The organism is Streptomyces sp. NPDC091292, from assembly GCF_044757265.1.
In the GTDB taxonomy this organism is placed as follows: Bacteria; Actinomycetota; Actinomycetes; order Streptomycetales; family Streptomycetaceae; genus Streptomyces.
Genome location: NZ_JBIVUQ010000003.1, coordinates 134048 through 160102, shown reverse-complemented (window position 1 = coordinate 160102; position 26055 = coordinate 134048). Strand labels below are relative to the sequence as shown.

Genomic DNA, 26055 nt, shown 5'->3' with positions numbered 1-26055 from the left:
GGCAGTCACCCCTGGCTGGTCTTCGCCGCCCCGGGCGCCGCGTCGTCCTTGGGCGGGGTCTCCTCGAAGGAGACCTTGCCCATGTGCCGGTTCATGCTCTTCATCAGGCCCCACACCGCCAGGGCCATCACCGCGAAGACGATGAAGCCGAGGACACCGGGGGTCACCTTGTTCTCGTCCACCTCTTTCGCGAGGGGGACGAGCTGGGCCACTGCCAGGCTTGCGCTTGCGCTCATGTCAGGCATTGTCGCGGATGCCCGCGAAGAGGTCGTCCTCGGGGAGGGAGGTATCGACCAGAGACTTTGCCAGCTCGTACTCCTCGGTGGGCCACACGGACTTCTGCAGCTCCATCGGGACCCGGAACCAGCCCCCCTCGGGGTCGATCTGCGTGGCGTGCGCGATGAGCGCCTTGTCACGGATCTCGTAGAAGTCGGCGCACGGAACGTGCGTGGTCAGCGTCCGCTCGACCCGCTCGAACTCGTCCCACCGCTTCAGCCAGTCCCCGTACGGCGACTCCAGACCCCGCGACAGCATCGCCTCGTGCAGCGCCTCGGTGCGCGGCCGGTTGAAGCCCTGGTTGTAGTACAGCTTCAGCGGCTGGTACGCGGGCCCGAACCGGTCCTCGGGGTACTTCTCGGTGTCCGCCGCGTGCGCGAACGCCACCATCGAGATCTGGTGGGTCATGATGTGGTCGGGGTGGGGATAGCCACCGTTCTCGTCGTAGGTCGTGACGACCTGCGGACGGAACTCCCGGATCTTCCGCACCAGCCGCCCCGCGGCCTCGTCCACGTCCTCCAGGGCGAAGCACCCCTCGGGCAGCGGCGGCAGCGGGTCGCCCTCGGGCAGCCCCGAGTCGACGTATCCGAGCCACTCCTGCTCGACGCCGAGGATCTCGCGCGCCTCGTCCATCTCCTTCTTGCGTACTTCGTGGATGTGCTCCTCGATGTACGCGTCCCCCTGAAGCTTCGGGTTGAGGATGGAGCCGCGCTCCCCGCCCGTGCAGGTCACGACCAGCACGTCCACCCCCTCGGACACGTACTTGGCCATGGTGGCGGCGCCCTTCGACGACTCGTCGTCGGGGTGGGCGTGCACCGCCATCAGTCGCAGCTGCTCAGTCAAGACTCGATCCTCGTGATTCGGCGCCCGTGTGATCCGGCGCGATGGGCGACTCCTATAGTGACCGAATCGGGGGGCCAATAATTCCGGGGCCCCTGTCCCCGTTTCCGAGGGCGAGAGGACGATCATGAGCGCGGTCCGCGAACAGCTGCCCGAGGGCCGTTACGGGCGGTCGGCCGACGCTCGCGCCGACCGGAAGCTCAAGATCGTGGGCGCGGTCCTCGGCGTCCTGGTGCTGGGTGTCGTCGGCTGGATCGGCTGGGACTACGTCGGCGGACAGAAGATCAGCGCCGAGGTGATCAAGTTCAAGGTGGTCTCGGACAAGGCGGTCGAGGTGCATCTGGAGGTCCGCAAGGACGCCGGGGCCCGGGGCTACTGCACCGTGCGGTCGCAGGCCGAGAACGGTGCCGAGGTGGGCCGCGCGGACTTCCGCTTCGACCAGGACACGGACCGGATCGACCAGGTCGTCACGCTCATCACCACCAAGCGCGGCACGAGCGCCGAGTTGCTGGGCTGCCACACCGACTGAGCGGCCTCCGGCCTGGGCAGGTACGGGCCGGCCGGTCCCTTTTGTCGCCGGATCCGGGCTGACCTGCGTTGACGCAAGTCTGATGGCTTATGTCCTCCCCCTTCGGCGCCGGAATTGTTAGGCTCGTGGTTTCGCCCACCCGTGAACGCACAATCTTCTGGGTAGGGCGATGCTTTGTATTCCCAGTACCTACGAGGAGCACCTGTGACCCAGACCAGCGACAACGTCACCTGGCTGACCCAGGAGGCGTACAACCAGCTCAAGGCCGAGCTGGAGTATCTGTCTGGTCCCGCGCGCACCGAGATCGCCAAGAAGATCGAGGCGGCGCGTGAGGAGGGCGACCTGCGCGAGAACGGCGGGTACCACGCGGCCAAGGAGGAGCAGGGCAAGCAGGAGCTTCGCGTGCGCCAACTCACCCAGCTCCTGGAGAACGCCAAGGTCGGCGAGGCCCCCGCGGACGACGGCATCGTCGAGCCCGGCATGGTCGTGACGATCGCCTTCGACGGCGACGAGGACGACACCCTGACGTTCCTCATGGCCTCGCGCGAGTACGCGAGCGCCGACATCGAGACCTACTCGCCGCAGTCCCCGCTCGGCGCGGGCGTGAACGGCAAGAAGGTCGGCGAGGACGCGGCGTACGAACTGCCGAACGGCAAGCTCGCCTCGGTCAAGATCCTCGACGCGAAGCCCTACTCGGCCTGAGCAGCGCGTATATCCGTATCGCCTGTACGCGGATGCCCCCGGTCCTCTTCTGAGGGCGCGGGGGCATCGGCGTATACGGGTGCCGGTCAGGCCGTGGCGTTGCGGTACTTGCGGACCGCGAGGGTCCGGAAGACCACGATGATCAGGACGGACCAGATCAGGGACGCCCACACCGGGTGCTGCATGGGCCAGGCCGACGAGTCGACCACGCCCGGGTTGCCGAACAGCTCCCGGCACGCCTGCACGGTCGCGCTGAACGGGTTCCAGTCGGCGACATGCCGCAGCCACGGGGTCATCTGGCTGGAGTCCACGAACGCGTTCGACACGAACGTGACCGGGAAGAGCCAGATCAGTCCGCCCGATGTGGCCGCCTCCGGGGTGCGTACGGACAGGCCGATGAGGGCGCCGATCCAGGTGAAGGCATAGCCGAGCAGGAGCAGCAGCGCGAAGCCGCCGAGGACCTCGCCGATGCTGGTGTGCGTGCGCCAGCCGACGAGCAGCGCCACGATCGCGAGGACCAGGACGGTCAGCGCGGTCTGGACGAGGTCGGCGAGGGTGCGCCCGGTGAGGACGGCGCCGCGCGCCATGGGCAGCGACCGGAAGCGGTCGATGAGGCCCTTGTGCATGTCGTCGGCGATTCCGGCGCCCGCGCCCGCGGTGGCGAAGGTGACGGTCTGCGCGAAGATGCCGGCCATCAGGAACTCGGTGTACACACCCGAGTCGGTGGAGCCGCCGATGTTCATCGACCCGCCGAACACATAGGTGAACATCACCACGAACATGATCGGCTGGATCAGCCCGAAGATGACCATCTCCGGGATACGGGTCATCCGGATCAGATTGCGCCGGGCGACGACGAGGGAGTCCCGGACGGACTGGCCGATGCCTCCGGAGCCCTGGGGCGCGCCGACCTTCGCGATGTCGGTCACTGCGGTCACTGGTCCGTCTCCTTCTTGGCCTTGCCCTTGTCCTTGCGGTTCTTGGAGTCCCGGCCGCCCGGGTCGTCGGTCTCGGTGCCCGCCTCCTCGGCGCCATGGCCGGTGAGGGAGATGAAGACGTCGTCCAGGGTGGGGCGGCGCAGTCCGATGTCGTCGATCTCGACGCCCCGGGTGTCCAGCTCGCGGATGACCTCGGCGAGCAGCTTGGCGCCGCCGGTGACCGGGACGGTCAGCTTGCGGGTGTGCTGTTCGGCGGCGACCTCACCCTTGCCGAATCCGGCGAGCACTTCGGACGCGGTGGCGATCTGCTCGCGCTCGTGCACCACGACCTCGACGCGCTCGCCGCCGGTGCGGGCCTTGAGCTGGTCGGAGGTGCCGCGCGCGATGACGCGGCCGTGGTCGACGACGCAGATGTCGTGCGCCAGGTGGTCGGCCTCTTCGAGGTACTGCGTGGTCAGCAGCAGGGTGGTGCCGCCGGCGACGAGTTCCTGGATGACCTCCCACAGGCCCTGGCGGTTGCGTGGGTCCAGCCCTGTGGTGGGCTCGTCCATGAACATCACGGGCGGGGACACCACCAGTGCGGCGGCGAGGTCGAGGCGGCGGCGCATGCCTCCGGAGTACGTCTTCGCGGGCCGGTCGGCGGCGTCCGCGAGTCCGAAGCGCTCCAGGAGTTCGCTCGCGCGCGCCTTGGCCGCCTTCGCCTTCAACTGGTAGAGCTGGCCGACCATTTGAAGGTTCTCGCGGCCCGTCAGATATTCGTCGACGGCGGCGAACTGGCCGGACAGGCCGATGGAGCGGCGGACTTCGTTGGGGTGTTTGACGACGTCGATGCCCGCCACGACGGCGGTGCCGCTGTCGGGGCGCAGCAGGGTGGTCAGGCAGCGGACCGCGGTGGTCTTGCCCGCGCCGTTCGGCCCGAGGAGGCCGAGGACGGTGCCTTCGGGGACATCGAGATCGACGCCGTCCAGAGCCCTTACGTCGCCGAAGGTCTTCACCAGACCCTCGGCGTAGATGGCGCCTGGCATGTGACTTCTCCCAGGTGTTGGGTCACCCGGTCACCCGGGTGCCGGGCGACTCGGTACGGACATACGGAAAGGACGGAAAGCAGGTGACGAGAGACACACCATAACGCGATACATCGCGTCTCTACAACGGGTTTTCCCGTGCGGGAAGCGGAACGCTCTCACCTGCTGCGATGCCGTTCGATCGAGACCGACTGCCCGGCGAAATCCGGTGCCGTACTCCAAGACCGCCCTCAGGAGATGACCGTGTACCCCGCGTCCCGGAGCGCGGCGCCGACCTCGGCGCAGTGCTCGGGCCCCTTCGTCTCCAGGTGCAACTCCACCTCCGCCTCCGTGAGCCCGAGCCGCGGGTCGGTCCGTACATGACTCACGTCGAGGACGTTAGCGTCCACCACTGACAACACCCCCAGGAGCGTCGCGAGCGCCCCGGGCCGGTCGGTCAGGCGCAGCCGTACCGCGAGGTAGCGGCCCGCCGCCGCCATGCCGTGCCGCAGCACGCGCTCCATCAGGACCGGGTCGACATTGCCGCCCGACAGGATCGCGACGACCGGCCCTTCGAAGGAGCCCGGGTCACTCATCAACGCCGCCACGGGGCTGGCCCCCGCCGGCTCGACGACCATCTTGGCCCGCTCCAGACAGAGCAGCAGCGCCCGCGACAGGGCGTCCTCCGACACCGTCCGCACCTCGTCCACCAGCTCCTGGACGATCCGGAACGGCAGATCACCGGGGCGCCCCACCTTGATGCCGTCGGCCATCGTCACGGGGGCGTCGATCGACACCGGGTGCCCGGCCGCGAGCGAGGGCGGATACGCGGCCGAACCCGCCGCCTGCACCCCGATCACCTTCACGTCGGGCCGCAGCGCCTTCACCGCGACCGCCACGCCCGCGATGAGCCCGCCGCCGCCCAGGCCGACGACGACGGTCCGCACCTCGGGGCACTGCTCCAGGATCTCCAGGCCGACCGTGCCCTGGCCCGCGATGACGTCCCGGTGGTCGAACGGATGGATGAACACGGCGCCCGTCTCGGCGGCGTACTCCTGCGCGGCGGCCAGTGTCTCGTCGACGACCTGACCATGCAGCCTCACCTCCGCGCCGTACTCGCGGGTGGCCGCCACCTTCGGCAGAGGTGCGCCCACCGGCATGAACACGGTCGAGCGGACGCCGAGGAGTGACGACGCGTGCGCGACGCCCTGGGCGTGGTTCCCGGCGCTCGCGGCCACCACACCGGCGGCCCGCTCCTCGGGCAGCAGCCCCGAGATCCGTACGTACGCGCCGCGCAGTTTGAACGAACCCGTGCGCTGAAGGTTCTCGCATTTGAGGTGGACAGGGGTTCCCACCAGCGCGGACAGGTGCCTGCTGCCCTCCATCGCGGTCATCCGCGCGACGCCCGCGAGCATCTTGGCCGCGCCGCGTACGTCATCGAGGGTGACGGGCGGTGTCACGCGGGGAAAGGAGTCAGCCGTGCGGTAGCTCATGACGCAAGTCTCGCAGCTCACACGGCACGTCTCAGGCCGCGTGATCTGTTTGCGCAGCGCCGGTACGACCAGCGTCCCGGCCGCGTACTCTGTCCCCCACCTTTTCCCCACGCATGAAGTGAGCCTCCGGCCATGCCCACAACACCTGAAATGTCGATGGACATGACGACCTCCGGCGACACCGGCCTTCTCGACGCGCTGCAACACGAGGTGGCCGTCTTCGCCCGCCGTGCCGAACAGACCCGGCTCGGCGGGGTCGGGCAGGTGCGCAACTCCATGGACCGCGCCGCGTATCTGCTGCTCAACCGCCTCGACAAGGAAGGCCCGATGGGCGTCAAGGCGCTCGCCGCGAGCATGGGCATCGACTCCTCGACGGTGACCCGGCAGGTCGCCCCGCTGGTCGACACCGGGCTCGTGAAGCGGACGTCGCACCCCGAGGACGGCCGCGCGGTCGTCCTCCAACTGTCCCCGCGCGGTCAGGGCCGCCTGGACGAGGTGCGCTCCTCGCGGCGGGAGCTGATGGCCCGGCTGACGGAGGACTGGGAACCGGCGGAACGCGAACAGTTCTGCGCGCTCCTGACGCGCTTCAACACCGCGCTCTCCGCGCGCCAGGCCGCCACGCAGTCGACGCCCGGCGCGGAGGACGCTCCCGCGTCCTGACCCGCCCGTACCGCTCGCACCGCACTCTTGCCAAGGCCCGCGCCGCGCTCTTGACCGGAACCGGTCCCTGGCCTCATATGAGATAGATCGAGGCTGTCTCTTCGGGGGAGGCACGGTGCGACAACGGCACGCGTCCCAGGACGCCCGCCGGGCCCGGGAGTTCCAGGCGTTCGTCGCGGGCGCGGCAGGGCGGCTGCTGCACGCCGCGACGCTGCTCACGGCGGAGCCCCCCGACGCCAACCCGCGCGCGCGGCGCCTGCTCACCCACGCGCTCGCGCACACCTACGCGTGCTGGGACCGGCTGCGCGGCGAGGACCCGTACGACCGCGCGCGTCAGCAGCTCGCCGTCCGCTTCGCGCGCGGGGCGTGGCACGAGCACGGCCTCGCGCGCGTGGCCTGGATCAGCCGGTACGGCGGGCGCCCGGCCGGTACGGAGCCGGGCGGGGTGCTGGCCCGGCTCACCCCGCAGGAGCGGCTCGTCCTCGTGCTGCGGTTGTACGAGGGGGTGGCCGAGGAACAGACGGCCGCTCTGCTCGCGCTGCCCGTGGAGCGGGTCCGGGCGATCTGCACGCGCGCGATGACGACGCTGCTGCATCCGCCGCGGGGTGCGGCGGCCGTCGTACCCAAGGTGGCGCCGTCATGAGCGGGACCGAGCGCAAGGAGCACGCCGTACGGCGCCTCATGGAGGACGGGCAGCAGCCCGCCGTACCGCCCGAGCTGTACGGGGACGCGGTCCGGCGCGGCGCGCGCATGCTGCGGCGGCGTACGGCGCTGCGCCGGCTCCTGTGGTTCCTGCTGGCCGTCGCCGTGGTGGCGTTCGTGGTGTGGGCGTCGCTCGCCCGGCCGTGGGTGGAGCCGCCGTCGGACACGACTCCACCACTCACGGGCTGGTAGGAGCCCTCGGGTGGGCTCGTCAGGTGGGGCGCGTCAGCCGAGCGCCTGCTGAAGGTCCGCGAGGAGGTCGTCGGCGGACTCGATGCCCACGGAGAGTCGGACCAGGTCGGCCGGTACCTCCAGGGCGGACCCCGCGACCGACGCGTGCGTCATCCGGCCCGGGTGCTCGACCAGGGACTCGACGCCGCCCAGGGACTCGCCGAGCGTGAACAGCTTCGCCCGGTCGCACACCGCGACGGCCGCCTCCTCACCGCCCTCGACCTGGAACGACACCATCCCGCCGAAGCTCTTCATCTGCTTCGCGGCGATCTCGTGCCCCGGGTGGTCCGGCAGCCCCGGGTACAGCACGCGCGTCACGCGCGCGTGGCGGGTCAGCATCTCGGCGACACGGGCCGCGTTCTCGCTGTGCCGGTCCATGCGCACGGCGAGCGTCTTGATGCCACGCAGCACCAGCCACGCGTCGAACGGTCCGGCGACCGCGCCCATCGCGTTCTGGTGGTACGCCAGCTCCTCGCCGAGCGCCGCGTCGTTCACGACGAGCGCGCCGCCGACGACGTCCGAGTGGCCGCCCATGTACTTCGTCAGCGAGTGCACGACGACATCGGCGCCGAGCAGCAGGGGCTGCTGGAGGTAGGGGCTGGCGAAGGTGTTGTCGACGACGAGCCGGACGCCCGCCTCGCGCGCGATCTGCGCGAGTACGGCGATGTCCGTGATGCCGAGCAGCGGGTTGGACGGCGTCTCGACCCAGATCGCCTTGGTCTTCGGCGTGATCGCGGCCCGTACCGACGCCGGGTCGCTGGTGTTCGCGACGGACCATTCGACGCCCCACCGGGCGACGACCTTCGCGAACAGCCGGAACGTCCCCCCGTACGCGTCATTGGGGATCACGACGTGATCGCCGGGGCCGAGCAGGGTCCGCAGCAGGCAGTCCTCGGCGGCGAGCCCCGACGCGAACGCGAGTCCGCGGACCCCGCCCTCCAGGGCGGCGAGGTTCTCCTCCAGGGCGGTCCGCGTCGGGTTGGCGCTGCGGCTGTACTCGTAGCCGCCGCGCAGACCGCCGACGCCGTCCTGCTTGTAGGTGGACACCTGGTAGATCGGCGGGACGACCGCGCCGGTCAGGGGATCCGCGGTGTTGCCCGCGTGGATCGCGACGGTCTCGAAGGCGTGCATGTTGTGCGAGTCGCTCATGGGCACCGAGGGTAGTGCGGGGAAGGGCCTGGTGAGCACCGGTGGGATACCTAGTCATGTGACGGGTTCGCCAATTGTCGGACCCGTCTGGTTCGCTTGACGCATGGAGATTCTCTGGGTGCTCATCGCCGTGGTGATGCTGGGTGCGGTCATCGGACCGATGATGCTGCGCAGGCGCAGCGGGATCCGGCTGGCCCATCCGGGTGCGCCGGACGCCGCGGACCCCGCGAACTACGGCTTCGCGCGCCAGGAGGAGCTGGACGTGCGGATGCCGGGACCCGACCAGGACCTGGAGGACGTGCTGGACGTGGTGCAGCGCGGCCAGGACTGGCGCGCCGCGTCGCAGCTCCTCGCGGGCACCGACATCCGGGGCGAGGAGCGGTGGCAGCGGGTGCAGGCGTTCGCGGGCGCCGCCTCGCTCGAACTGCGGCAGCGGCCCGGCGGGGTCAGTGAGAGCCCCGGTGGGCAGTGGCTGCGGGTCTGGCGGGCCGAGGCCCCGAAGGACGCGGGGGGCGCCGCCGTGCACGCGGAGTTCCTGGTCCAGCAGGCGTGGCGGACGTCGACGCCCGGGACGGACGAGTTCCGGATCATCCTGGAGGAGGCCCGTACGGCCTGCGGTGAGGCAGCCCTCCTCTCCCCCGGCGACCCCGTCCCGTACATCATCGAGCTGTCCATCGCGCGCGGGCTCGCGTATTCGCGCGAGGAGTTCGAGCAGTTGTGGCTGAAGATCCTCGACCGCGCGCCCGCGCACATGGGGGCGCATCTCGCCGCGCTGCACTACTGGTGCGAGAAGTGGCTCGGCTCCCGCGAGGTGGCGTACAGCTTCGCGGAGGCGGCAGCCGCCAGGGCCCCGCAGGGCTCCCTCCTCGCGGCCCTCCCCCTCTTCGCGGTGTACGAGCATCTGCCGGAGATCACGCTGGTACGCGGGTTCTACGAGAGCGAGGTCGTGCGCAACGCGATCGAGGGCGCCCTCTACGCGGTCCACACGGCCCGCCCCGGCGACCCCATGCTCGCCCACGTCCGCCATCTGCTCCTGTTCTTCCTGGTCCGCTCCGAGCGCTGGGGCGAGGCCATGAACCAGCTCGTGCACGTCGACGGCCACGTGGGCGCCCTGCCGTGGACCGTCGCGGAGGACCCGGCGGCGGACTACGCGGTGTACCGCGCGCTGGCGGTGGCGGGTTACGAGGCGAACGGGGGGAGCCCGGCGACGCTGCCGCAGTGACGGAGCGGGCCCACCGGGCGGCGGGCGGGCGACGTGAGGCAAGGAATTCCCGGTCGTCGCCGCACGTTGTTGATTACGTATCCGATTGCCGAGGAGTCCGCATGTTCCTGCACAGCCGTACCCCGCAGCTGCCGACGCCGGAGCAGGCCCTGAAGGGCCGCCCCGAGCCGGCTTTCACGGTGCCCGAACGCCACACGGTCCTCGGCACCCCGCTCCTCGGCCCGTACCCCGAAGGTCTGGAGATCGCCGACTTCGGCCTGGGCTGTTTCTGGGGCGCCGAACGCAAGTTCTGGCAGACGGAGGGCGTCTGGACGACCCTCGTCGGTTACCAGGGCGGCACGACGCCGAACCCGACGTACGAGGAGGCATGCTCGGGGCTGACGGGTCACACGGAGGCGGTCCGCGTGGTGTACGACCCGAAGGCCGTCTCGTACGAAACGCTGCTCAAGCTGTTCTGGGAGTCCCACGACCCGACGCAGGGCTTCCGCCAGGGCAATGACGTGGGCACCCAGTACCGCTCGGCGATCTACACCCACTCGGCGGCGCAGCAGGCGGCGGCGGAGGCGTCCCGCGAGCGCTACCAGCAGGTCCTGACGGCCTCCGGCCACGGCAAGATCACCACAGAACTCCTCCCGTCGGAGGGCCGCCCCTTCTACCCGGCGGAGGCATATCACCAGCAGTACCTGGACAAGAACCCGGCGGGGTACTGCGGAATCGGCGGCACGGGTGTGTCGTGCCCGATCGGGGTGGCACGGGCGGAGGGCTGACGCTCGCGCGGGGCTGAGCGGCAGCAAAGGTGTGCTGTCGGATGACGGGTTTCCCACTGGTGTGTCCAGGTGGCCGGTCGGTAGCGTTGGTTCGCTTCAGCTACCCCCTACCTTGCCAGGAGTCTCCCGTGAACCGCCCCGCCCGGCTCGTGCCGGCCGCTCTCGTCACCACGGCCGCCTTGCTGCTGACCGCCTGCGGCTCCGGGGACGAGGACGGATCGTCCTCGGACAAGATCAAGGGGGCGGACAGAGGGAGCAGTACGTCGTCGCCGTCGCCGAGTACGTCGGCCGCCTCCGACGGTAGGCCGGAGATCCCGTTTCCCTCGACGTTCACGATGAACTTCGAGCGCTGGACGAACAGCGATCCGAAGTTGCAGGCGATCCTCAACGACGGCAAGGAGGCGCTGCGGGCGAATCACGCGGCCATCATCGAGGCCGACCCCGACGCCACCTACGTCGCCTTCTACAACTCCGGCGCCGCTCTGGACTCGTCCAAGAAATGGATCAACGGGTATGTGAAGACCGACGACAGTCTGATCGGCGTGGTCAGAGTCTTCGAGCCCCAAGTAAGCGTGAACAGTTCGGGATTGGGCGTGCTCTTCTACTGCGTGGACGAGGGCAAGGGATTCACCAAGAACCGTAAGACGGGCAAGGTCGTCGGTACACCGGACGGTACGAGCCCGAATCTCCAGTACCGCACCACGCTGGAGAAGACCTCCCAGGGAGTGTGGAAGACCCGGTCCGTGGAGACGGAGCGAGGGGCGTGCGGGCAGTGAAGGGGTTACGTACGGGCCTCTGTCTGTCCTCTCTGGCATTCACCGCGCTCCTGACATCAGCCATCGGAGCGTACGGCTACGGTGAAGGCGGCGACGCCGGGTCCGGTCCCCCACCCCCCGGCCCCTCCGGAAACGCCTCCGGAAACACCCTCACCGCCGAAGCCAGCACCACGTCCATCCGGGTCACGCAAGTCAGCGGTGGCGGTTCCGGGGGGACGTCTTCCAAGGGGCTCGCGGCTGTGGACCCCAACTGGCGGCCACCGGCCTGCTGGTACGAACCCGTCGCCACGCCCGCGCAGTTGAAGGCGGGCGTCGACCGGCTGAAGCAGGGCGGGGATCTGGTCCGGGTCACGCCCTCGCTGAGCTGGGGCGAAGACCTGATGGTCAGCCACTACGAGAAGGGCGAGGGCCAGTCCGACGGCGCGGCCGGGTACAAGGACTACAACCTCGGCGAGGACGGCATGTTCTGGCGCGGGGTGATCAACAAGAACAGGGAGAACGACCCCGCGTCGTACGACTGCGAACGCAACTTGTTCTGGCAGGACGCGGGCACCGTCCCCGACGACCCCAACGCCCCCACCCCCGACGTCCTCGCCGCCTACGCCTACGACAAGATCCAAGTCCCCGACACCGAGATCGAGTTGAAGCCCGATGGGCGGTCCACCGTGAATCTGCCCACCTGGGTGTGGCTGGATCGGGGGACCTTCAAGGACGTCAAGGTCCGGGCCGAGTTGCCGCACACGAATCTCTGGGCCGAGACCACCGCGAAACCCGTGGCCCTGCGCCTCCAGCCCGGCACCGACGACGCCGAGACGCACCCCGCGTCGGGGCTGTGCCGGATCAATGACGACGGTTCCATCGGCACCCCGTACACCAAGGGCGGCACGGGTGACACCCCGCCGTGCGGCATCACGTACCGGCGGGCCAGCGCCAGCGAACCGTACCGGCTGACCGCCTCGATCACCTGGCAGATCTCCTGGGAGGGCACGGGCGGCGCCCAGGGTGACCTGCCGGACGGGACCTTCGCGACGACTCAGGACATGGCCGTACAGGAGATCCAGTCGATCAATCGGTGACTTCGCCGCCGGCACCGTACGCCGTCAGAAAGCGGTCGCGGAAGGTGTCCATGCGCCAGAGGGGGGCGTTCGTGCCGGGTTTCAGGCCCTCGGTCCAGTCCCAGTCGGCGATCCGGTCCAGTACGGCGGGGTCCCGGGCGACGATCGAGACGGGGACGTCGCGGCTCGCGTGGTCGCCGGTGACCGTCGGGACGGGCTGGTGGTCGCCGAGGAAGACCAGCACGGTGTTCTTGTTGCCGTACTTCTCCACGTACGAGATCAGGCTGGTCAGCGAGTATTCGATGGAGCGGCGGTATTCGGTGCGGACCTGGTCCGGGTTCTTCCACACGTCCTTCGGGTCCTTGCCCGCGTCGTGGATGGCGTCGTAGACCGAGCCGTCGCCGATCTCGTCCCAGTCGATCGTCCTCGGGATCGGGGCCCAGGGGTTATGGCTGGAGGTGAGGATGATCTCCGACATCAGCGGCTTCCGCGGGGTCCCTCTGTCCTTGCGGCCGTGTTCCAGCGTTTCGAAGGCGGACAGGGTGTATTGGTCGGGCATGCGGGACCAGCTGAACCTGGGGCCCTGGTAGCCGAGGGTGCGGGAGTCGTACACGTGGTCGAGGCCGTAGAAGCGGCCCTCGGGCCAGGCGCCCGTGACGCCGGGCATGATGCCCACCGTCCGCCAGGCGCCGGTCCGTTCGAAGGCGCCGGTGACCGTGAGGCGGTCGCTCGACGTGACGGTGCGATACCGCTGCTGGTTCTTGATCCACAGCCCCGACAGGAACGTCGAGTGAGCCAGCCAGCTCCCGCCGCCCGCCGTCGGCGAGGTGAGGAACGCGCTGCGCGACCCGTACCCGGCCGCCCTCAACCTCCGCGTACCGTCCGCGAGTACGGCACCGACCTGCGACGCCATCGCCGGATCCTCCACGGCCGTACGGCCGTAGCTCTCGATGAACGCGAAGATGACGTCCTTGCCGCGCAACCCGGTGAGGAGTTGGTCGGGCGGGGTGTTCGCGAAGGGGTCGTCGGCTGCTTCCCTCTTGAACTCCCGTTCGTCCGCGATGCCTTGGCGGATGCGGTCGGCGCGGTCCTGGACACCGCCCGCCACGCTGTCCGAGGCGACCGGTACGCCCGCGATCTGCGCGCCGAGCGCAGCGCACACGACCCAGACGGTTCCCGCGACCAGTGTCGTACGGGTCGCCAAGGCGCTGTGTCTCACCAGCAGGCGGCTCAGGCGGACGACCGCCAACGTGAGGAGGACGAGCAGCGCCACGACCAGGACGGCGACCACGACGACGGTCCCGATCGCACCGGCCCGCCCGACCGAATCCTGGAGGAACGCCTCCGCGTCGTCGAGCAGGATCCAGTCGAGCACTGGGTCGAAGGGGCGGGCCAGGGTCGCGTAGAAGCCCATGTCGAGGAAGTTGAGGAGCGTGAGCACACCGAGCGCGAGCCCGGCGGCGACGGCCGCGATCCGCCGGGCGCGGGCCGGCAGCACCAGCAGCAGGGCGACCCCGCACACCCCCTCGGCCGGGATGCGGACGAATTCGCCGGGGGTGAGGCTGCCGAGATGGTCGGGGAGGAGGAGTGCGGCGAGGACGAGGGCGGCGGCGAGGACGGTGGTGGTACGGGAGGTGGTACGGGCGAGTCGGGGGTGGCGGTCCCGCCAGGTGGTCGACGGTGGGCTCGGTGGGCTCGGTGGGTCGTCCGGGGGCGCCGGCGGGTTCGTGTCCGGCTGCTGATGCGTGCGCGTGAAGAGCGACAACCCGAAGGTCCTTCCGTACGGAACCCGGTGGTGGCTCCTGTGTGTACGGGCGGCGGGGAGCTTCGGTTCAACGTGACGGGGACGAAGCCGCGGACGGCGCGACGCGGTGCATGCGGTCCAGGTCGCCCGCGAGGACGTCCTCGTACGCGATGACGAAGTCACCGTTGGGCAGGGAGCCGCCGACCTGCGTTCCCATGACCGCGTCCGGCAGGAACGCGCGGAGGGAGTGCCGCATTCCGGGTGTGTAGTCGACGGGCTGGCCCCAGCCCTCTGGCGCCTCGTCGGTGCCGACGATGGCCCAATGGTCCACGGGGACAGGGCTGTTGAGGTCGGGTGCCCCGCCCGTGTGGCAGTCCAGTGCCGGGAGGGTCAGGCGGTCCGGATCGGTCGGCGGGTACCACATGAGGAGCGGCTTGGCGCGCGCCGCCTCGGCGTTGTCGAAGCAGCACACGGCGATGGCGTGTCCGGGGTACCGCTCCGCGTAGAACGCGAACAGGCCGGGGTCGAACGGGGGCCGCTTGTGCTCCGGGACGCGGGCGAGGGCGGCGGGGACGGCGTTCGGGTCGGTGGCGAGCAGGACGGTGTAGATGTCGTGATCGAAGACCTCGGCCACGCCGGCGTCCGCCGCCCCCATCCAGGCGATGTCGTCGGTCACCCCACCGGGCCGGGGTCGGACGGCCTCGACCATCCGTTCCAGCACATCCGAACTCCGGCCCACGGAGAGGAAGTTGTCCCGGCCCATGCGGGTGGTGGGCAGGGGCAGCAGCATGGCGTTCGGCCCGTCGGCCAGGTTGACCGCCGTGTTCTGGTATCCGAGTACGTGGATCAGCCCGTACGTGGCGTGCCGCAGGCGTCCGGCGTACAGCGTCGTACCGGAGAACTCGGCCTGGTCGAGGGAGACGCACATGGGGTCACGGTAGCGAGCGGGACGGCGTCGCTCCCAGCGGATATGACACCCCGGTGCCACCCAGTCCGCAGTACCCGGCCGGGTTCTTGTGCAGGTATTGCTGGTGGTATTCGCGGGCTGGATAGAAGGGGTGCTCGGTCGCCGGGAGGATGTCCGTGGTGATGGGGCGGTCGTGTCCGGCTGAGGAGAGGGCCTGCTGGTAGAGGGCGCGCGTTTCCTCGGCGGCCGTCCGCTGTGCCGGGGAGTGGATGAAGATGATCGACCTGACGTGGGTGCCGATGTCGTTGCCCTGGCGGAGGCCCTGGGTGGGGTCGTGGGATTCCCAGAAGAGGGTGAGGAGGGCGCGGTACGGGACCCTGGCCGGGTCGTGGACCACCCGTACCGTCTCGGCGTGCCCGGTCAGTCCGGTCCGCACCTCGTCGTCCACGGGATGCGGCGTGAATCCGCCCTGGAACCCGACGAGGGTCGTCCAGACCCCACCGGGAAGCTGCCAGAACCGCCGTTCGGCACCCCAGAAGCAGCCGAGCGCGAAGTCGGCGATCTCGTACCCGTCGGGGTACGGGCCCTGAAGCCGCGTCCCGAGGACGAGGTGCGCCTCGGGCACCGCGTATGCGGGCGCAGCCCGCCCGACCGGCGCTTCGTCGGCCGTGGGCATCCGCGGCCCCCTATTCCGCCCGAACGTCATGCGGTTCCCCTCATCGGTCCTGGTCAGATGGAGTGGCGGGGGTTCCTTGAGGTGGCCGACCCGGTCGCGATCGTCGCCCGGGGCCCCGCCGCGCGTCCTGGTTTTGGGCGGTGTGGCGGGGCCGTCGTCGTGTTCGGAAACGGTCCGCGCGAGATCTAGCCGTGGGCCTTGGCGAACGCCACGAACCCGGCGAAGCTTTCGGCGGTCAGGCTCAGGCGGGGGCCGTCCGGGTCCTTGCTGTCCCGGATCAGGAACTCACCGGTGACCGCCGCGTGCCCCGGCGCCCATTCGATGCACTCACCACCTTGCCCGTTGCTGTAAGTGCTCTTCACCCAGTGCGGAGAAGGAAAGTTCTTGTCAGCAGTCATCCTCATACTCTTTCAGACGCTCGCGGAAAAAGGTCACGCTCTCCCCGCTATCAAGGGCTTTCGACCGGGCAACGTCCAGCAGCGTCGCCAAATGCGACACATCAGTCGGGGTGTCCACGGACACACCAGACGCGAACGACTCGACATAGGCGAAGTTCGCGCCATCCCGGAGGGTGAGCAAGCTCAAACTACCGCCCAACAGCGGGTGCACCCCACGGGCGAAAGGGAGTACCTGAACCCGTACGGCACTCTTTGCATCGATGATGTGCAGTATGTGCCGGATCTGCTCGGCCATGGTCGCCGAGCCGCCTACCGGACGACGCAAGGCCGCTTCATCCATGATCGCCCAGTACAGCAGGGGCTCAGCCGAGTCCAGAACCGCCCGGCGGTGTGACCGCTTCGCGACTTGCAGGGCGATATTCTCAGCGTCCTTGCCCGGCATCGACTCGGTGTAGAGGGCGGTCGTGTACTGCTCGGTTTGAAGCAACCCCGGAACAACGCTGCTGTTGAACGTCTGGATGCGTGCCGCTCGTTTCTCCGCCTCAAGGACCCGGTGGCCCCACTTCGGTGTGTCAGCGGCCATCACGACCGCCATGGTAAGTAGCTCGCTGTACAACCCGTCCGTGCCGTAGAAGGTGTCAAAGGCTTCGGCCAACGCTGCGGACGGAAGTTGGTCGCCGTTCTCGACACGGCTCAAGTAGGTATGCGGGAAGCCCAGCTTCTTCTCCAGCGCACGCAACGACAGACCGGTTCCGGTACGCGCCCTCTTGGCGCGCGCGGCCAGCATCCTCGCAGGCGACACGGGAGTCTCGTCCTCATCCGGCTCCAGCTCCAACGCGCTGATCTCCTTTCAAGGCCCTGTCCACTGAGCGTATTTGGTTACGCGCTCTCCGTATACCTCGCTCGTTCCTTCAGCAAGAGTGAAAGTGCCGAGGGTGTCAAGACCCAGGCGGACGGATGCCGAACGATGAAGGCGGTTGAACCGGTGAGCGCTGAGACCACGAGGGGACCGTCGATACCTCTGGGATCACTGGTTGTCGACACCAGACGGGATCGGCTCGGGGAGTTCCGCGGTGAGTGGTGCGGAGTGTGGTCCCTGCGTCCCGCAACCGGCGGGAGGGAATGGACCGTTGCCCCCGAGGATGTGCGGCCGGCGACTCCCGAGGAGCGCTTGCGGGCGGAGACCGCCCGTGCGAACGCACGAAGTCGGGGTGAGTACCTCTGACCACCGCGACCCACCCTGTATTCGGCTACGTCCGAGGACCCGTTTCCCAGCACGAACCCACGCACCGACCACACAGGAGGAACGCAGCATGAGCATCGCAACGGCCACGCCCGTCCCGTTCGGGGTCCGGCACCTGGTGTCGCCCCCGCCGTCGAACAGCGAAGCGCCCGTCATCACGTACAGCGAAGGGCTTCAGCTCAACGTCTCCGCGTCCGGCAACCCGTGGCACGCGGAGTCCCCCAGCAAGCCGGAAACGCAGTCCGAGACCAGCAACGGCGACGGCTCGGGTCCCGGTTCCGACAGCGGCACCGACCTTTGGTGACACCTTGAAAACCGTCCTCATCCTGACCGGTCGAGACGATCTCACGGCCGATGCGGTGGTTGAGGAGCTGGTGAATCGCGGTGAACACGTCGTCAGGTATGACACTGCCGACTTTCCGACCGCGTCCCGTCTGGCCGTCTCCCTTACCGGGGACGGCTGGACGGGGTCTCTTGCCGGCTCCCGCACGCTCCGCCTGGAATCCGTCAAATCGGTGTGGTGGCGTCGCCCCAACGAGTTCCGGACCCCCGACGACTGGCCCGGAAACGCTCGCGCGCTCGCGGTCTCGGAAGCACGCTCGGGGATGCTCGGCGTACTGGGCTCGTTACCCGTCCGCTGGATCAACCACCCCTCGCGGGACGCTGCCGCGAACTACAAGCCAGTTCAACTCGCCATTGCCGCGCGCTGCGGGCTGAATGTGCCCCGCTCCGTGATCACGTCGGATCCCGAGCACGCCCGTGCATTCATGGGAGACGACACGGTTGTCTACAAGGGGCTCGGCGGTGGCGTGCTCGGCCCGGAGGGGCAACGTCAGTTCCTCCCTGTGACGCTCGTCTCCGCCGACCAGGTGGACGACGGGGTGAGCGGGACCGCCCACTTGTTCCAAGAGCGCGTGGAGAAGGCGTACGAAGTGCGCTTGACCGTGGTCGGGGGCCGCATGTTCCCCGTAGCCATCCACGCGGGCAGTGAATCCGCTCGACTCGACTGGCGCACCGACTACCGGTCCCACACGTACGAGGTGGTGAACATTCCCCGGGAAGTCGAGGAGGGGGTCCGCCGCCTCATGGACGAACTCGGCCTGTTCTTCGGCGCGCTGGACTTCGCCGTCACCCCGGATGGACGTTGGTTCTTCTTCGAGGTGAACCCCAGTGGCCAGTGGCATTGGCTCGCGGTCAGAGCCGGTGTCCCGCTCATCGAGGCCATGGCCGACGCACTACAAGGAGAGACCGTATGACCGAAGCGCCCGCATGGACCAACGCGGCTCGCGCGCTCGCCGACAAGGTGACCGTGGACGCGCCCGGATGGCATGAAGCGGTGAGCGGCACCCCTCGTCACAAGCTCGTCCCGTGCTGGTGGCAGCGCATCCCGAACAGCCCGGCGCAGGAGTGGCAGTTGGTGAGGCCGCCCGAGGACTCCGCCGAACTGCTGCACGCCGCCTACACGGATGAAACGCTGGTGACCCGCGTCGGTCCCACGCACGCCGACCACGCGGCCCCGGGCGAGCACGGGAAAGGCGACCCCACATCGTCCAGCACCCTGCCAGGGCTCATCGTGTCCATGGCTCGTCGGCTCGACGTGAGGCCCGGGGAACGCGTGCTCGACGTCGGAACGGGCTCCGGGTACTCCGCCGCTCTGTTCGCGCGCCGCTTCGGGGACGAGAACGTGACGAGCGTGGACGTGGACCCGTACTTGGTCGAGGCTGCGCGGAAGCGCCTCGCCGAGTTCGGCCGAACCCCTCGGCTGGAAGCCATCGACGCGACCGGGGAACTCCCTGATGCGGAGTACGACCGCATCATGGCGACCGTCTCCGTGCGGCCCGTCCCCGCGTCGTGGCTCCGCGCGCTCCGTCCCGGCGGACGGGTCGTCACGACCGTTGCTCACACCGCCCTGCTGATCACGGCGGACATGGGCGCGGACGGAATCGCGCGGGGGACCGTCCAGCCCGACCCTGCAACGTTCATGGAGACCCGGCGGGAAGCGGACTACCCGGGGAAGCTGGACGACGTGTTCGTGACCGCACGTGTGCGCGAGGGCGAGGACGTGCGGCCCCCCGAAGGGACGATTCCCGACCTGTGGCAGGAATGGCCGCTCCGGTGGCTGTTCGAGCTGGACACGCCCGGGGTCGAGACCCGCGCGGCTACCTACCCGGACGACGGGCGGCGCGTGGTGTGGCTGCTCGCCGCGGACGGGTCATGGGCCCGAGCCGAGGACGGAACGTCGCCCCTGGTGCACCAGGGCGGCCCCCGCCGGCTCTGGGACAACCTGGAACGCGTCCGCCGCAGGTGGGAGGAGAACAACAGGTTCTCGCTCCACTCGATGCGCGCGGAACTCTCGCCCGAGGGCAGCCACCTGCTGACCCCGGACGACGAATGGCGCTTCCCCATCTGATGCCACCCCGGACCGGCCCCGTCCGTGTGCCGCACCCGTGGCGTACGGACGGGGCTTCCTCGTCTCTCTCCCCCAGGACCGGCCATGAATCAATGCCAAGCCACCGCCCACGTACCCCCCGCCGCCCTCCTCTTCGCCATCCTCGCCGGACAAGGCCGCGTCCTCAGCAGCGAACTCGCATACGCCCCCACCCGCACCCACTGCGAACTCGGCCACGACCACCCCGGCGAGCACGCCGACCACGTATGGGACTGGGACCACACCCCCACCCACGCCCTCTGGGCCCGCTGGACCACCGGCCAACCCCTCCGCTACGAAAACCTCCCCTGGTGCGAAACCCCCGGCGGCCCCGACTCCGACGCCTGCACCCTCTACCGCGACCACCCCCACCCCCACTCGTGGAGCGTGCACGCCCCCGCGACCGAGCCGGACTAGGGCCTGTCGTCAAATTCGCGTCGTTCGCCCGGTAGGGCGGGCCGGGCGGCGTCTGGTGCGTGCGATCGCAAGGCGCCGGAAGGTCCTCGTAGCGGGGCTACGTGGGCCTTTCGGCAACGCGGCGAGCGTGCGTGCCAGACGCCGCCCGGCAGACGGGAATTTGACGACAGGCCCTAGCGGCCATCCGGTGTCGGGCGGTGCTCCACGTACTCGATCACCGTGCCGTCCGCATGCCGCGCCGTGAACCCCGAGCCTGTGGGGACCCTGTGCAAGGGGGTCAGGATCTCCGCGTTCTGGGCCTTCAGGCGGGTCAGATACTTCTCCGCCGAGTCCACCAGCAGCGTGCCGGTCGTCGCGCGGAACGGCGCCACCGTCTCCTCCACCCCCTCGATCAGCAGGAATCCGCCCACAGCCGCCAGCGCGAGCCCCCGCTCGGGGTACGTGAACCACATGTCCCGGTCGACGCCGAGCAGCCGCTCGTACCAGGCGGTGACCTCCTCCAGGGTTCCCGGGCCCGTGAACACCCGTACGAAGGTGCGGGGTTCGGTGAGGTGTGAGGAGTCGGTGGAGCGGCGCTCCATGACCGCCCCCACGGACGGGTGGTCGTGATCGCTGCCCGCGGCATTCGCGTTCTTCGTCATGCGTTCGTTCATGCGTCCACCCTCGCGCCGCCGCCCGGCCTCAGCCAGTCACCTCTTCATACGGTGACCAGCACTCACAGGCTCAGCGGCCGGCAGGGGCCCGCAGGTCCAGGATTACGCTCGACGGCATGGCCTCCACCCCGTCGTCCCCCCGCCTGCGCGAGCTGGGCACCTTCCTGCGGGCCCACCGGGAGCGGGTCGCGCCCGACGACGTCGGGCTGCCGGACACTCCACGGCGCCGCACCCCGGGGCTGCGGCGCGAGGAGGTCGCCGCGCTTTCCGGGGTCGGGGTCGCCTGGTACACGTGGCTTGAACAGGGGCGCGTGGAGACATCCCGGCAGGTGCTCGACGCCGTGAGCCGGGCGCTCCGGCTGGACGGCGACCAGCGGCGCCACGTGCTGACCCTCGCCGGTTTCGTACCGCTCCCCGACCCGGCCCCGGCACCCCCACAGACACCGGAACCCGCCGCTCCGCAAGCACCCGCCGGACTCCACCGCATGATCGACGCCTGGCCGGAATCCCCCGCCCTGGTCCTCGACCCGCTCCTCACCGTCACCGCCTGGAACACCGCGTACACCTCCCGGTGGCCCGACCCCGGCCGCGTACCGCCCGACGACCGCAATCTGCTGCTCCTGCTGACCGGCGACCCGGCGTATCAACTCCGGCTGCCCGCCTGGGAGTCGGTAGCGCTCGATCTGCACCGGCATCTCCGCGGCCACGCGGACACCGTGCCGGACGACCCCCGGGTGCGGGCGCTCGCCGCGCGGCTCCGGGACACCCGCCCCGACCTGGCGCACTGGTGGGCCTGCCGCTCGGTGGGCGGTTTCGCACCGCGTGAGGTCGAGGTCCACGGCCACCACTCCGGAACCGCCCGCTACGAACTGGCCCTCCTTGACCTGCCCGGCGCCCACAGCGTCCTCGTACACACCCCCGTGCACACACCACCCGTCACGCGGAAAAGTCGAGGCACCGGATCCGAAGGGTGCGGGATCCGGCGCCTCGATACCTAGATCGTCACCGCTCAGATCGTCGCCACGTCGATCACGAACCGATACCGCACATCACTGTCCAGCACCCGCTCATACGCCTCGTTGATCTGGCTCGCCTCGATCAGCTCTATCTCCGCGCCGAACCCGTGCGCCGCGCAGAAGTCCAGCATCTCCTGGGTCTCGCGGATGCCGCCGATGCCGGAGCCGGCGAGGGACGTGCGGTCGTTCAGCAGGGAGAACAGGTTGAGCGAGACGGGCTCCTCGGGGGCGCCGACGTTCACCAGCGTGCCGTCCGTCCGCAGCAGCGACAGGAACGCGTCGAAGTCGAGCGGAGCGGACACCGTGGACAGGATCACGTCGAACGTGCCGCGCAGCTTCTCGAAGGTCTCCGGGTCGCTGGTCGCGTAGTAGTGGTCGGCGCCGAGCCGCAGGCCGTCGTCCTTCTTGCGCAGGGACTGCGACAGGACGGTCACCTCGGCGCCGAGCGCGTGCGCGATCTTCACGCCCATGTGCCCGAGCCCGCCCATACCGACGACGGCGACCTTCTTGCCGGGGCCGACGTTCCAGTGCTTGAGCGGCGAGTACGTGGTGATGCCCGCGCAGAGCAGCGGCGCCGCCACGTCGAGGGCGAGGCCGTCGGGGATGCGGACGGTGTAGTTCTCGTCGACGACGATGTGCGTGGAGTAGCCGCCGTAGGTGGGGTCGCCGTTCTTGTCACGGCCGTTGTACGTGTAGACGGTGCCCTTCGTGCAGTACTGCTCCAGGCCCGCCTTGCAGTTGTCGCACTCGCGGCAGGAGTCGACCATGCAGCCGACGCCCACGCGGTCGCCTACGGCGAACTTGGTGACACCGGGGCCGACTTCGGTGACGATGCCGGCGATCTCGTGTCCCGGCACCATGGGGAAGATGCCCTCGCCCCAGCCGTCGCGGGCCTGGTGGATGTCCGAGTGGCAGATACCGGCGAACTTGATGTCGATGAGCACGTCGAACTCACCCACCGGGCGGCGCTCGACGGTGGTGCGCTCAAGGGGTGCCTTGGCGGAGGGTGCCGCGTACGCGGTTACGGTGGTCATGCCGGGGTTCTCCTCGGGGTGGTCAGGTGCCCGGCCGCCTCGGTCGGCACTTCGCCTCGGTCGGCATGCGAAGGCCGGGCACACCTCCAGCGTGAACCCGTACGCCCAGGTCACCCAGCCCCCCAGCCCGCCTACGACCAGTGGTCCTACTACTGGCGGGGACAGGCTCCGGGTCCTACCACCAGGGGATGGCGGGAATACTGGGCTGCATGGACGATCAGCCGTACGCCGCGCCGACCGGGCCCGACCACGCCCTGGACCGGCGGGCCGAGCTGAGCGAGTTCCTGCGCACCCGGCGGGCCCGGCTCAAGCCGGAGGACGTGGGGCTGCCGGAGTACGGGCGGCACCGGCGGGTGCCGGGGCTGCGGCGCGAGGAGCTGGCGCAGCTCGCGGGCGTCTCGGTCGCGTACTACACACGTCTGGAGCAGGGCAACGGCCGCAATGTGTCGGCGGAGGTCCTGGACGCCATCGCACGGGCCCTGCGCCTCACGGACGCCGAACGCGCCCACCTCAACCATCTCGCGAAGCCCACGAGCAACAAGAAGAAGAAGGCGGCGGCCAGGACACAGCCGGTACGCCCTGCGCTCGCGCAGCTCCTCGACGCCATGGACGGGGTGCCCGCGTACATCGTGGGGCGGCGGTCGGACGTGCTCGGCTGGAACCGGCTGTCGGCGGCGCTGTTCTGGGACTGGGCCGCGCTGCCGGTGCAGGAGCGGAACTGGGCGCGGCTGGTCTTCCTCGATCCGGCGGCGCGGGACCTGTTCGTCGACTGGGACGGCAAGGCCGCGGACATCGTGAGCACGCTGCGTATGGACGCGGGCTGCTATCCGGACGATCCGCGGCTGTCCGCGCTGGTCGGCGAGCTGTCGGTGAAGAGCGACGAGTTCCGGCGGCTGTGGGCCACGCACGACGTGAAGGAGAAGGGCCACGGCGTGAAGCGGCTGCGGCACGCGGTGGTCGGCGAGCTGACGCTGCCGTACGAGTCGTTCCGGCTCGCGGACGACCCCGACCAGATCCTCGTGACGTATCACGCGGAGCCGGGGTCGCCGTCGGCGGAGGCCCTGCGGCTGCTGGCGAGCTGGGGCTCGAACACGGTCTCGCCCGTGTAGCCGCGCCCGTGCAGCCGCTCTCAGCCTTGGTACGGGGGTGCCGCGCCCCAGGTCCAGTGGGGTACGGGCTGCTCGGCGGGCCGGGCCGCGTCCGGGCTGGAGAAGTACACGGCGAGACGGGTGCCCCACTCGATGTAGGCGGCGAACGCGGACCGGAACTCGGCGTCCGTCGGCAGCCCCGCCGCGTCGGCGGCGTCATGCATCAGCTCGACCCAGCGGCGCCGCTGCCGCTCGGTGATGTCCTTGCCGCCGTGCATGGCGACCATGTGCCCGTGCCCGCCGTGCTCGGCGCTGTACACGGCCGGGCCGCCGAACACCTCGCCCAGCCAGAGCGCGACATGCCCGGCGTGCTCGGGCGGCAGGTCGGCGAAGAGCGGGCCGAGGAGGTCGTCGTCCACGGCCTTGGCGTAGAAGGTGTCGGTGAGCCGCGCGAAGGCGTCGGCGCCGCCCGCCCAGGCGTACAGGGTCGGCACGGCCGCGCCGGGCCCGCGTACGGTCGTCGGCTTGTAGTGGCGCATCTCCTCGATGTCCCCGCGGTACGGCCCGATCGCGGCGAGGAAGTCCTGGAAGGCGTCGGACTTGCGGAACCCGTTCAGATGGTCGTCGGTGGAGGTCCAGACGATCCGCAGGATGTAGTGCTGGAAATCCTCCTCGCACCGCGACAGCTCGTAGTCGACGCATTGCGGAGCGCCCGCGAGCTGCACCGCCGCCCGCGTGTACGCCTCCAGGAACTCCGCGGACCGCTCTTCGGAAATGCGATAACGGATGTACTCGACGGTCTCGGTGGTCATGAATCCAGGGAAACACGGAACGGCCCGCCTGCGTATCGGAGCACCACGAAGAGATGCCCCCGCCCCCGTGGAACCGGAGGCGGGGGCACACCCGAACGACCGTGCCTAGCCGAACTGGAGCACCGAACCGACGCCGCCTTCGACGCTCCCGGACATCAACCCGACGATCTGGGCGACCAGAACGACGAGACCCAGGCCTACGAGTCCGAGGCGGACCGTGAGCGAGTTGTGCTTGAGGCGGGTAACGGCGAGCACCAGGCCCACGATGATCCCCAGTCCGGGAAACAGCATCCCGCCGGCCACCACCGCGAGACCCCAGAGGGCCACCTCACCCCGCTGCGCCGCACGCTGAGCGGGTGCTCCGACTGTCGTGGTCATGTGCTCTCCAGTCTCTCGTGACGACTCTCTAGTGGAAGGTCACTGTGCCCGACGGATACGCGTTCGCGTGGATCGTCTTCGTGGAGTAGATGGGAATTCCCTTGTACACCACATGGACCCGGAAGCGGTCCCACTCGGAGATGGGGTTCTTGTTCAGATCGTAGCGACGCTCGGTGGAGCACTCCTTGACCTGGATGTCGTAGCCGATACCGGACGAGATGCCGCACTTGTGGTAGCCCTTGAAGCCGCTGCGTGAGGTGGTCGACCAGACGTTGTTGCCCTTGTCGAAGAAGATCCGGCCCTCGTGGCGCTCCTTCCAGTTGTAGTAGTAGAGCCCACGCACCTGCTGCCACCAGGTCTTCGTCCAGATCGTGGCCGCCGCACCCGCCTCAGAGAGCTTCTGCCCGTCCTGGTTGACCAGATCGCCGTACTGCGCGATGAGCGCCGCACTGGCGACCTGCTCTGCCCCGATGCCGAGTTCCGCCTCCTGCCGGCAACTCCCCGTCTCGCCAGTCTGCACTCTGATGTCGTCACAAACACTGTCAGCCGTCTCGACGGTCGCAGTCTGCGCGAACGTCCCCGACAGCGAAGCCAGTTGGGGGTCGGTCTCGTCCGCAGCGGCAGTGCCGGCGCCCAGCGTGGCGGCCATGCCCGCGGACAAGGCAGCCACTGCGGCCAGGGCAGCAATACGCCGCCGATTTCCAGAGTCCTTGAACGTCACTTTCTCTCCCGATTTCTCGAAGCGCTTCCCTGAGCGCCCACTCGGAGCGCAGGATCGCCCGCGAACCGGAACCCACAAATTCCACCCCCCGGCCACATCCGATCTCCATTTAGGCAAGCAGAGAAATACGCCCGATCGGAAGTCACTCTACGAGATGTGACGCACGCCACACAGGAATCTCAGATTCCGCTCAAAC

The 26055-nt window shown here is 69.5% G+C and carries 31 protein-coding genes; 15 read left to right on the top strand and 16 right to left on the bottom strand.

Features of this window, described 5'->3' with window-relative positions; translation table 11 throughout:
* Nucleotides 1–5: 5 nt before the first annotated feature.
* Nucleotides 6–245, bottom strand: coding sequence for a hypothetical protein (locus tag ACIQNU_RS12105; protein ID WP_401364707.1), 240 nt, complete (start codon nt 243–245; stop codon nt 6–8).
* Entirely contained in the window at nt 238–1119 is an 882-nt protein-coding gene (gene mca, locus ACIQNU_RS12100) for a mycothiol conjugate amidase Mca (protein ID WP_401364705.1), read from the bottom strand. Before mca ends, ACIQNU_RS12105 begins: the two co-directional genes overlap by 8 nt.
* A gap of 124 nt (nt 1120–1243) precedes the next feature.
* On the opposite strand from mca, the gene ACIQNU_RS12095 reads away from it, so the two are divergent.
* Entirely contained in the window at nt 1244–1645 is a 402-nt protein-coding gene (locus ACIQNU_RS12095) for a DUF4307 domain-containing protein (protein ID WP_401364702.1), read from the top strand.
* Nucleotides 1646–1849: 204 nt separating this feature from the next.
* Nucleotides 1850–2347, top strand: coding sequence for a transcription elongation factor GreA (gene greA / locus ACIQNU_RS12090; RefSeq protein ID WP_401364700.1), 498 nt, complete (start codon nt 1850–1852; stop codon nt 2345–2347).
* 86 nt (nt 2348–2433) lie between these two features.
* Here the strand turns inward: greA and ACIQNU_RS12085 are convergent, their stop codons facing one another.
* The 3 genes from ACIQNU_RS12085 to ilvA form a co-directional block, all read right to left on the bottom strand.
* Nucleotides 2434–3285, bottom strand: coding sequence for an ABC transporter permease (locus ACIQNU_RS12085; protein WP_401364698.1), 852 nt, complete (start codon nt 3283–3285; stop codon nt 2434–2436).
* On the bottom strand, nt 3282–4310 hold the full coding sequence (locus tag ACIQNU_RS12080; protein ID WP_401364695.1) for an ATP-binding cassette domain-containing protein: 1029 nt from the start codon (nt 4308–4310) through the stop codon (nt 3282–3284). Before ACIQNU_RS12080 ends, ACIQNU_RS12085 begins: the two co-directional genes overlap by 4 nt.
* 230 nt (nt 4311–4540) lie before the next feature.
* The gene (gene ilvA / locus ACIQNU_RS12075) at nt 4541–5782 is read right to left on the bottom strand and encodes a threonine ammonia-lyase (protein WP_401364692.1); all 1242 of its coding nucleotides are present in this window, start codon (nt 5780–5782) and stop codon (nt 4541–4543) included.
* Between the two features lie 150 nt (nt 5783–5932).
* Here ilvA and ACIQNU_RS12070 point away from each other — a divergent pair, with 150 nt between their 5' ends.
* The 3 genes from ACIQNU_RS12070 (at nt 5933) to ACIQNU_RS12060 (ending at nt 7336) form a co-directional block, all read left to right on the top strand.
* Entirely contained in the window at nt 5933–6442 is a 510-nt protein-coding gene (locus ACIQNU_RS12070) for a MarR family winged helix-turn-helix transcriptional regulator (RefSeq protein ID WP_401365607.1), read from the top strand.
* Nucleotides 6443–6557: 115 nt separating this feature from the next.
* Nucleotides 6558–7085 carry a sigma factor-like helix-turn-helix DNA-binding protein gene (locus ACIQNU_RS12065; RefSeq protein ID WP_401364689.1) on the top strand — a complete coding sequence of 176 codons (528 nt, stop codon included), beginning with the start codon at nt 6558–6560 and terminating at the stop codon, nt 7083–7085.
* Nucleotides 7082–7336, top strand: a complete 255-nt coding sequence (locus ACIQNU_RS12060) for a hypothetical protein (protein WP_401364686.1) — start codon at nt 7082–7084, stop codon at nt 7334–7336. Before ACIQNU_RS12065 ends, ACIQNU_RS12060 begins: the two co-directional genes overlap by 4 nt.
* Nucleotides 7337–7369: 33 nt before the next feature.
* On the opposite strand, the gene ACIQNU_RS12055 is transcribed toward ACIQNU_RS12060, so the two are convergent.
* On the bottom strand, nt 7370–8524 hold the full coding sequence (locus ACIQNU_RS12055) for a cystathionine gamma-synthase (protein WP_401364683.1): 1155 nt from the start codon (nt 8522–8524) through the stop codon (nt 7370–7372).
* Nucleotides 8525–8627: 103 nt separating this feature from the next.
* Between ACIQNU_RS12055 and ACIQNU_RS12050 the strand changes: the two genes are divergently transcribed.
* The 4 genes from ACIQNU_RS12050 (at nt 8628) to ACIQNU_RS12035 (ending at nt 12365) form a co-directional block, all read left to right on the top strand.
* On the top strand, nt 8628–9746 hold the full coding sequence (locus ACIQNU_RS12050; RefSeq protein WP_401364680.1) for a hypothetical protein: 1119 nt from the start codon (nt 8628–8630) through the stop codon (nt 9744–9746).
* Nucleotides 9747–9847: 101 nt separating this feature from the next.
* The gene (gene msrA, locus ACIQNU_RS12045) at nt 9848–10513 is read left to right on the top strand and encodes a peptide-methionine (S)-S-oxide reductase MsrA (protein ID WP_401364677.1); all 666 of its coding nucleotides are present in this window, start codon (nt 9848–9850) and stop codon (nt 10511–10513) included.
* A gap of 128 nt (nt 10514–10641) precedes the next feature.
* Nucleotides 10642–11289: a hypothetical protein gene (locus ACIQNU_RS12040; protein ID WP_401364674.1), complete on the top strand. Its 648-nt coding sequence runs from the start codon at nt 10642–10644 to the stop codon at nt 11287–11289.
* Nucleotides 11277–12365, top strand: coding sequence for a hypothetical protein (locus tag ACIQNU_RS12035; protein ID WP_401364672.1), 1089 nt, complete (start codon nt 11277–11279; stop codon nt 12363–12365). The genes ACIQNU_RS12040 and ACIQNU_RS12035 overlap by 13 nt, the downstream gene beginning before the upstream one ends.
* Here ACIQNU_RS12035 and ACIQNU_RS12030 read toward each other — a convergent pair.
* The 5 genes from ACIQNU_RS12030 to ACIQNU_RS12010 all read right to left on the bottom strand — a co-directional run bounded on the left by ACIQNU_RS12030 (nt 12355) and on the right by ACIQNU_RS12010 (nt 16904).
* Nucleotides 12355–14109, bottom strand: coding sequence for a sulfatase (locus ACIQNU_RS12030; protein WP_401364670.1), 1755 nt, complete (start codon nt 14107–14109; stop codon nt 12355–12357). The two genes, ACIQNU_RS12035 and ACIQNU_RS12030, sit on opposite strands and share 11 nt — an antisense overlap.
* A 67-nt stretch (nt 14110–14176) precedes the next feature.
* Nucleotides 14177–15016: a hypothetical protein gene (locus tag ACIQNU_RS12025; RefSeq protein ID WP_401364667.1), complete on the bottom strand. Its 840-nt coding sequence runs from the start codon at nt 15014–15016 to the stop codon at nt 14177–14179.
* A gap of 4 nt (nt 15017–15020) precedes the next feature.
* Entirely contained in the window at nt 15021–15701 is a 681-nt protein-coding gene (msrA, locus tag ACIQNU_RS12020; protein WP_401364664.1) for a peptide-methionine (S)-S-oxide reductase MsrA, read from the bottom strand.
* A 155-nt stretch (nt 15702–15856) separates the two neighbouring features.
* Complete coding sequence (locus ACIQNU_RS12015) at nt 15857–16069, bottom strand: DUF397 domain-containing protein (RefSeq protein WP_401364661.1); 213 nt, start codon at nt 16067–16069, stop codon at nt 15857–15859.
* Nucleotides 16059–16904 (bottom strand): helix-turn-helix domain-containing protein, encoded by an 846-nt coding sequence (locus ACIQNU_RS12010; protein ID WP_401364658.1) that lies wholly within the window; start codon nt 16902–16904, stop codon nt 16059–16061. Before ACIQNU_RS12010 ends, ACIQNU_RS12015 begins: the two co-directional genes overlap by 11 nt.
* A gap of 478 nt (nt 16905–17382) precedes the next feature.
* On the opposite strand from ACIQNU_RS12010, the gene tgmA reads away from it, so the two are divergent.
* The 4 genes from tgmA (at nt 17383) to ACIQNU_RS11990 (ending at nt 20157) form a co-directional block, all read left to right on the top strand.
* Complete coding sequence (gene tgmA / locus ACIQNU_RS12005) at nt 17383–17616, top strand: putative ATP-grasp-modified RiPP (RefSeq protein ID WP_401364655.1); 234 nt, start codon at nt 17383–17385, stop codon at nt 17614–17616.
* A 4-nt stretch (nt 17617–17620) separates the two neighbouring features.
* The gene (gene tgmB / locus ACIQNU_RS12000) at nt 17621–18568 is read left to right on the top strand and encodes an ATP-grasp ribosomal peptide maturase (RefSeq protein ID WP_401364652.1); all 948 of its coding nucleotides are present in this window, start codon (nt 17621–17623) and stop codon (nt 18566–18568) included.
* Nucleotides 18565–19722 (top strand): methyltransferase domain-containing protein, encoded by a 1158-nt coding sequence (locus ACIQNU_RS11995; protein WP_401364649.1) that lies wholly within the window; start codon nt 18565–18567, stop codon nt 19720–19722. The genes tgmB and ACIQNU_RS11995 overlap by 4 nt, the downstream gene beginning before the upstream one ends.
* Before the next feature lie 84 nt (nt 19723–19806).
* Nucleotides 19807–20157, top strand: coding sequence for a hypothetical protein (locus tag ACIQNU_RS11990; RefSeq protein WP_401364646.1), 351 nt, complete (start codon nt 19807–19809; stop codon nt 20155–20157).
* Nucleotides 20158–20330: 173 nt separating this feature from the next.
* On the opposite strand, the gene ACIQNU_RS11985 is transcribed toward ACIQNU_RS11990, so the two are convergent.
* Nucleotides 20331–20810 carry a VOC family protein gene (locus ACIQNU_RS11985; RefSeq protein ID WP_401364643.1) on the bottom strand — a complete coding sequence of 160 codons (480 nt, stop codon included), beginning with the start codon at nt 20808–20810 and terminating at the stop codon, nt 20331–20333.
* A 116-nt stretch (nt 20811–20926) separates the two neighbouring features.
* Between ACIQNU_RS11985 and ACIQNU_RS11980 the strand changes: the two genes are divergently transcribed.
* Entirely contained in the window at nt 20927–21808 is an 882-nt protein-coding gene (locus tag ACIQNU_RS11980; RefSeq protein WP_401364640.1) for a helix-turn-helix transcriptional regulator, read from the top strand.
* 11 nt (nt 21809–21819) lie between these two features.
* Here the strand turns inward: ACIQNU_RS11980 and ACIQNU_RS11975 are convergent, their stop codons facing one another.
* The gene (locus ACIQNU_RS11975; protein WP_401364638.1) at nt 21820–22860 is read right to left on the bottom strand and encodes an NAD(P)-dependent alcohol dehydrogenase; all 1041 of its coding nucleotides are present in this window, start codon (nt 22858–22860) and stop codon (nt 21820–21822) included.
* Between the two features lie 209 nt (nt 22861–23069).
* Between ACIQNU_RS11975 and ACIQNU_RS11970 the strand changes: the two genes are divergently transcribed.
* Entirely contained in the window at nt 23070–23969 is a 900-nt protein-coding gene (locus tag ACIQNU_RS11970) for a helix-turn-helix domain-containing protein (protein WP_401364636.1), read from the top strand.
* 20 nt (nt 23970–23989) lie between these two features.
* On the opposite strand, the gene ACIQNU_RS11965 is transcribed toward ACIQNU_RS11970, so the two are convergent.
* From ACIQNU_RS11965 to ACIQNU_RS11955, 3 genes are all read right to left on the bottom strand, one after another.
* Nucleotides 23990–24760 carry an antibiotic biosynthesis monooxygenase gene (locus ACIQNU_RS11965; RefSeq protein ID WP_401364634.1) on the bottom strand — a complete coding sequence of 257 codons (771 nt, stop codon included), beginning with the start codon at nt 24758–24760 and terminating at the stop codon, nt 23990–23992.
* A gap of 105 nt (nt 24761–24865) precedes the next feature.
* The gene (locus tag ACIQNU_RS11960) at nt 24866–25138 is read right to left on the bottom strand and encodes a hypothetical protein (RefSeq protein WP_401364631.1); all 273 of its coding nucleotides are present in this window, start codon (nt 25136–25138) and stop codon (nt 24866–24868) included.
* Nucleotides 25139–25166: 28 nt separating this feature from the next.
* On the bottom strand, nt 25167–25808 hold the full coding sequence (locus ACIQNU_RS11955) for a hypothetical protein (RefSeq protein WP_401364628.1): 642 nt from the start codon (nt 25806–25808) through the stop codon (nt 25167–25169).
* Nucleotides 25809–26055 lie beyond the last annotated feature (247 nt).

Excerpts from the sequence above, each read along its gene's own strand:
- ACIQNU_RS12105 (WP_401364707.1), bottom strand. The coding sequence starts at position 245 with ATGCCTGACATGAGCGCAAGCGCAAGCCTGGCAGTGGCCCAGCTCGTC.
- ACIQNU_RS12095 (WP_401364702.1), top strand. The coding sequence starts at position 1,244 with ATGAGCGCGGTCCGCGAACAGCTGCCCGAGGGCCGTTACGGGCGGTCG.
- ACIQNU_RS12080 (WP_401364695.1), bottom strand. The coding sequence starts at position 4,310 with ATGCCAGGCGCCATCTACGCCGAGGGTCTGGTGAAGACCTTCGGCGAC.
- ilvA (WP_401364692.1), bottom strand. The coding sequence starts at position 5,782 with ATGAGCTACCGCACGGCTGACTCCTTTCCCCGCGTGACACCGCCCGTC.
- ACIQNU_RS12070 (WP_401365607.1), top strand. The coding sequence starts at position 5,933 with ATGTCGATGGACATGACGACCTCCGGCGACACCGGCCTTCTCGACGCG.
- ACIQNU_RS12060 (WP_401364686.1), top strand. The coding sequence starts at position 7,082 with ATGAGCGGGACCGAGCGCAAGGAGCACGCCGTACGGCGCCTCATGGAG.
- ACIQNU_RS12055 (WP_401364683.1), bottom strand. The coding sequence starts at position 8,524 with ATGAGCGACTCGCACAACATGCACGCCTTCGAGACCGTCGCGATCCAC.
- ACIQNU_RS12050 (WP_401364680.1), top strand. The coding sequence starts at position 8,628 with ATGGAGATTCTCTGGGTGCTCATCGCCGTGGTGATGCTGGGTGCGGTC.
- msrA (WP_401364677.1), top strand. The coding sequence starts at position 9,848 with ATGTTCCTGCACAGCCGTACCCCGCAGCTGCCGACGCCGGAGCAGGCC.
- ACIQNU_RS12025 (WP_401364667.1), bottom strand. The coding sequence starts at position 15,016 with ATGTGCGTCTCCCTCGACCAGGCCGAGTTCTCCGGTACGACGCTGTAC.
- msrA (WP_401364664.1), bottom strand. The coding sequence starts at position 15,701 with ATGACGTTCGGGCGGAATAGGGGGCCGCGGATGCCCACGGCCGACGAA.
- ACIQNU_RS12015 (WP_401364661.1), bottom strand. The coding sequence starts at position 16,069 with ATGACTGCTGACAAGAACTTTCCTTCTCCGCACTGGGTGAAGAGCACT.
- tgmA (WP_401364655.1), top strand. The coding sequence starts at position 17,383 with ATGAGCATCGCAACGGCCACGCCCGTCCCGTTCGGGGTCCGGCACCTG.
- ACIQNU_RS11995 (WP_401364649.1), top strand. The coding sequence starts at position 18,565 with ATGACCGAAGCGCCCGCATGGACCAACGCGGCTCGCGCGCTCGCCGAC.
- ACIQNU_RS11990 (WP_401364646.1), top strand. The coding sequence starts at position 19,807 with ATGAATCAATGCCAAGCCACCGCCCACGTACCCCCCGCCGCCCTCCTC.
- ACIQNU_RS11985 (WP_401364643.1), bottom strand. The coding sequence starts at position 20,810 with ATGAACGAACGCATGACGAAGAACGCGAATGCCGCGGGCAGCGATCAC.
- ACIQNU_RS11980 (WP_401364640.1), top strand. The coding sequence starts at position 20,927 with ATGGCCTCCACCCCGTCGTCCCCCCGCCTGCGCGAGCTGGGCACCTTC.
- ACIQNU_RS11975 (WP_401364638.1), bottom strand. The coding sequence starts at position 22,860 with ATGACCACCGTAACCGCGTACGCGGCACCCTCCGCCAAGGCACCCCTT.
- ACIQNU_RS11970 (WP_401364636.1), top strand. The coding sequence starts at position 23,070 with ATGGACGATCAGCCGTACGCCGCGCCGACCGGGCCCGACCACGCCCTG.
- ACIQNU_RS11965 (WP_401364634.1), bottom strand. The coding sequence starts at position 24,760 with ATGACCACCGAGACCGTCGAGTACATCCGTTATCGCATTTCCGAAGAG.
- ACIQNU_RS11960 (WP_401364631.1), bottom strand. The coding sequence starts at position 25,138 with ATGACCACGACAGTCGGAGCACCCGCTCAGCGTGCGGCGCAGCGGGGT.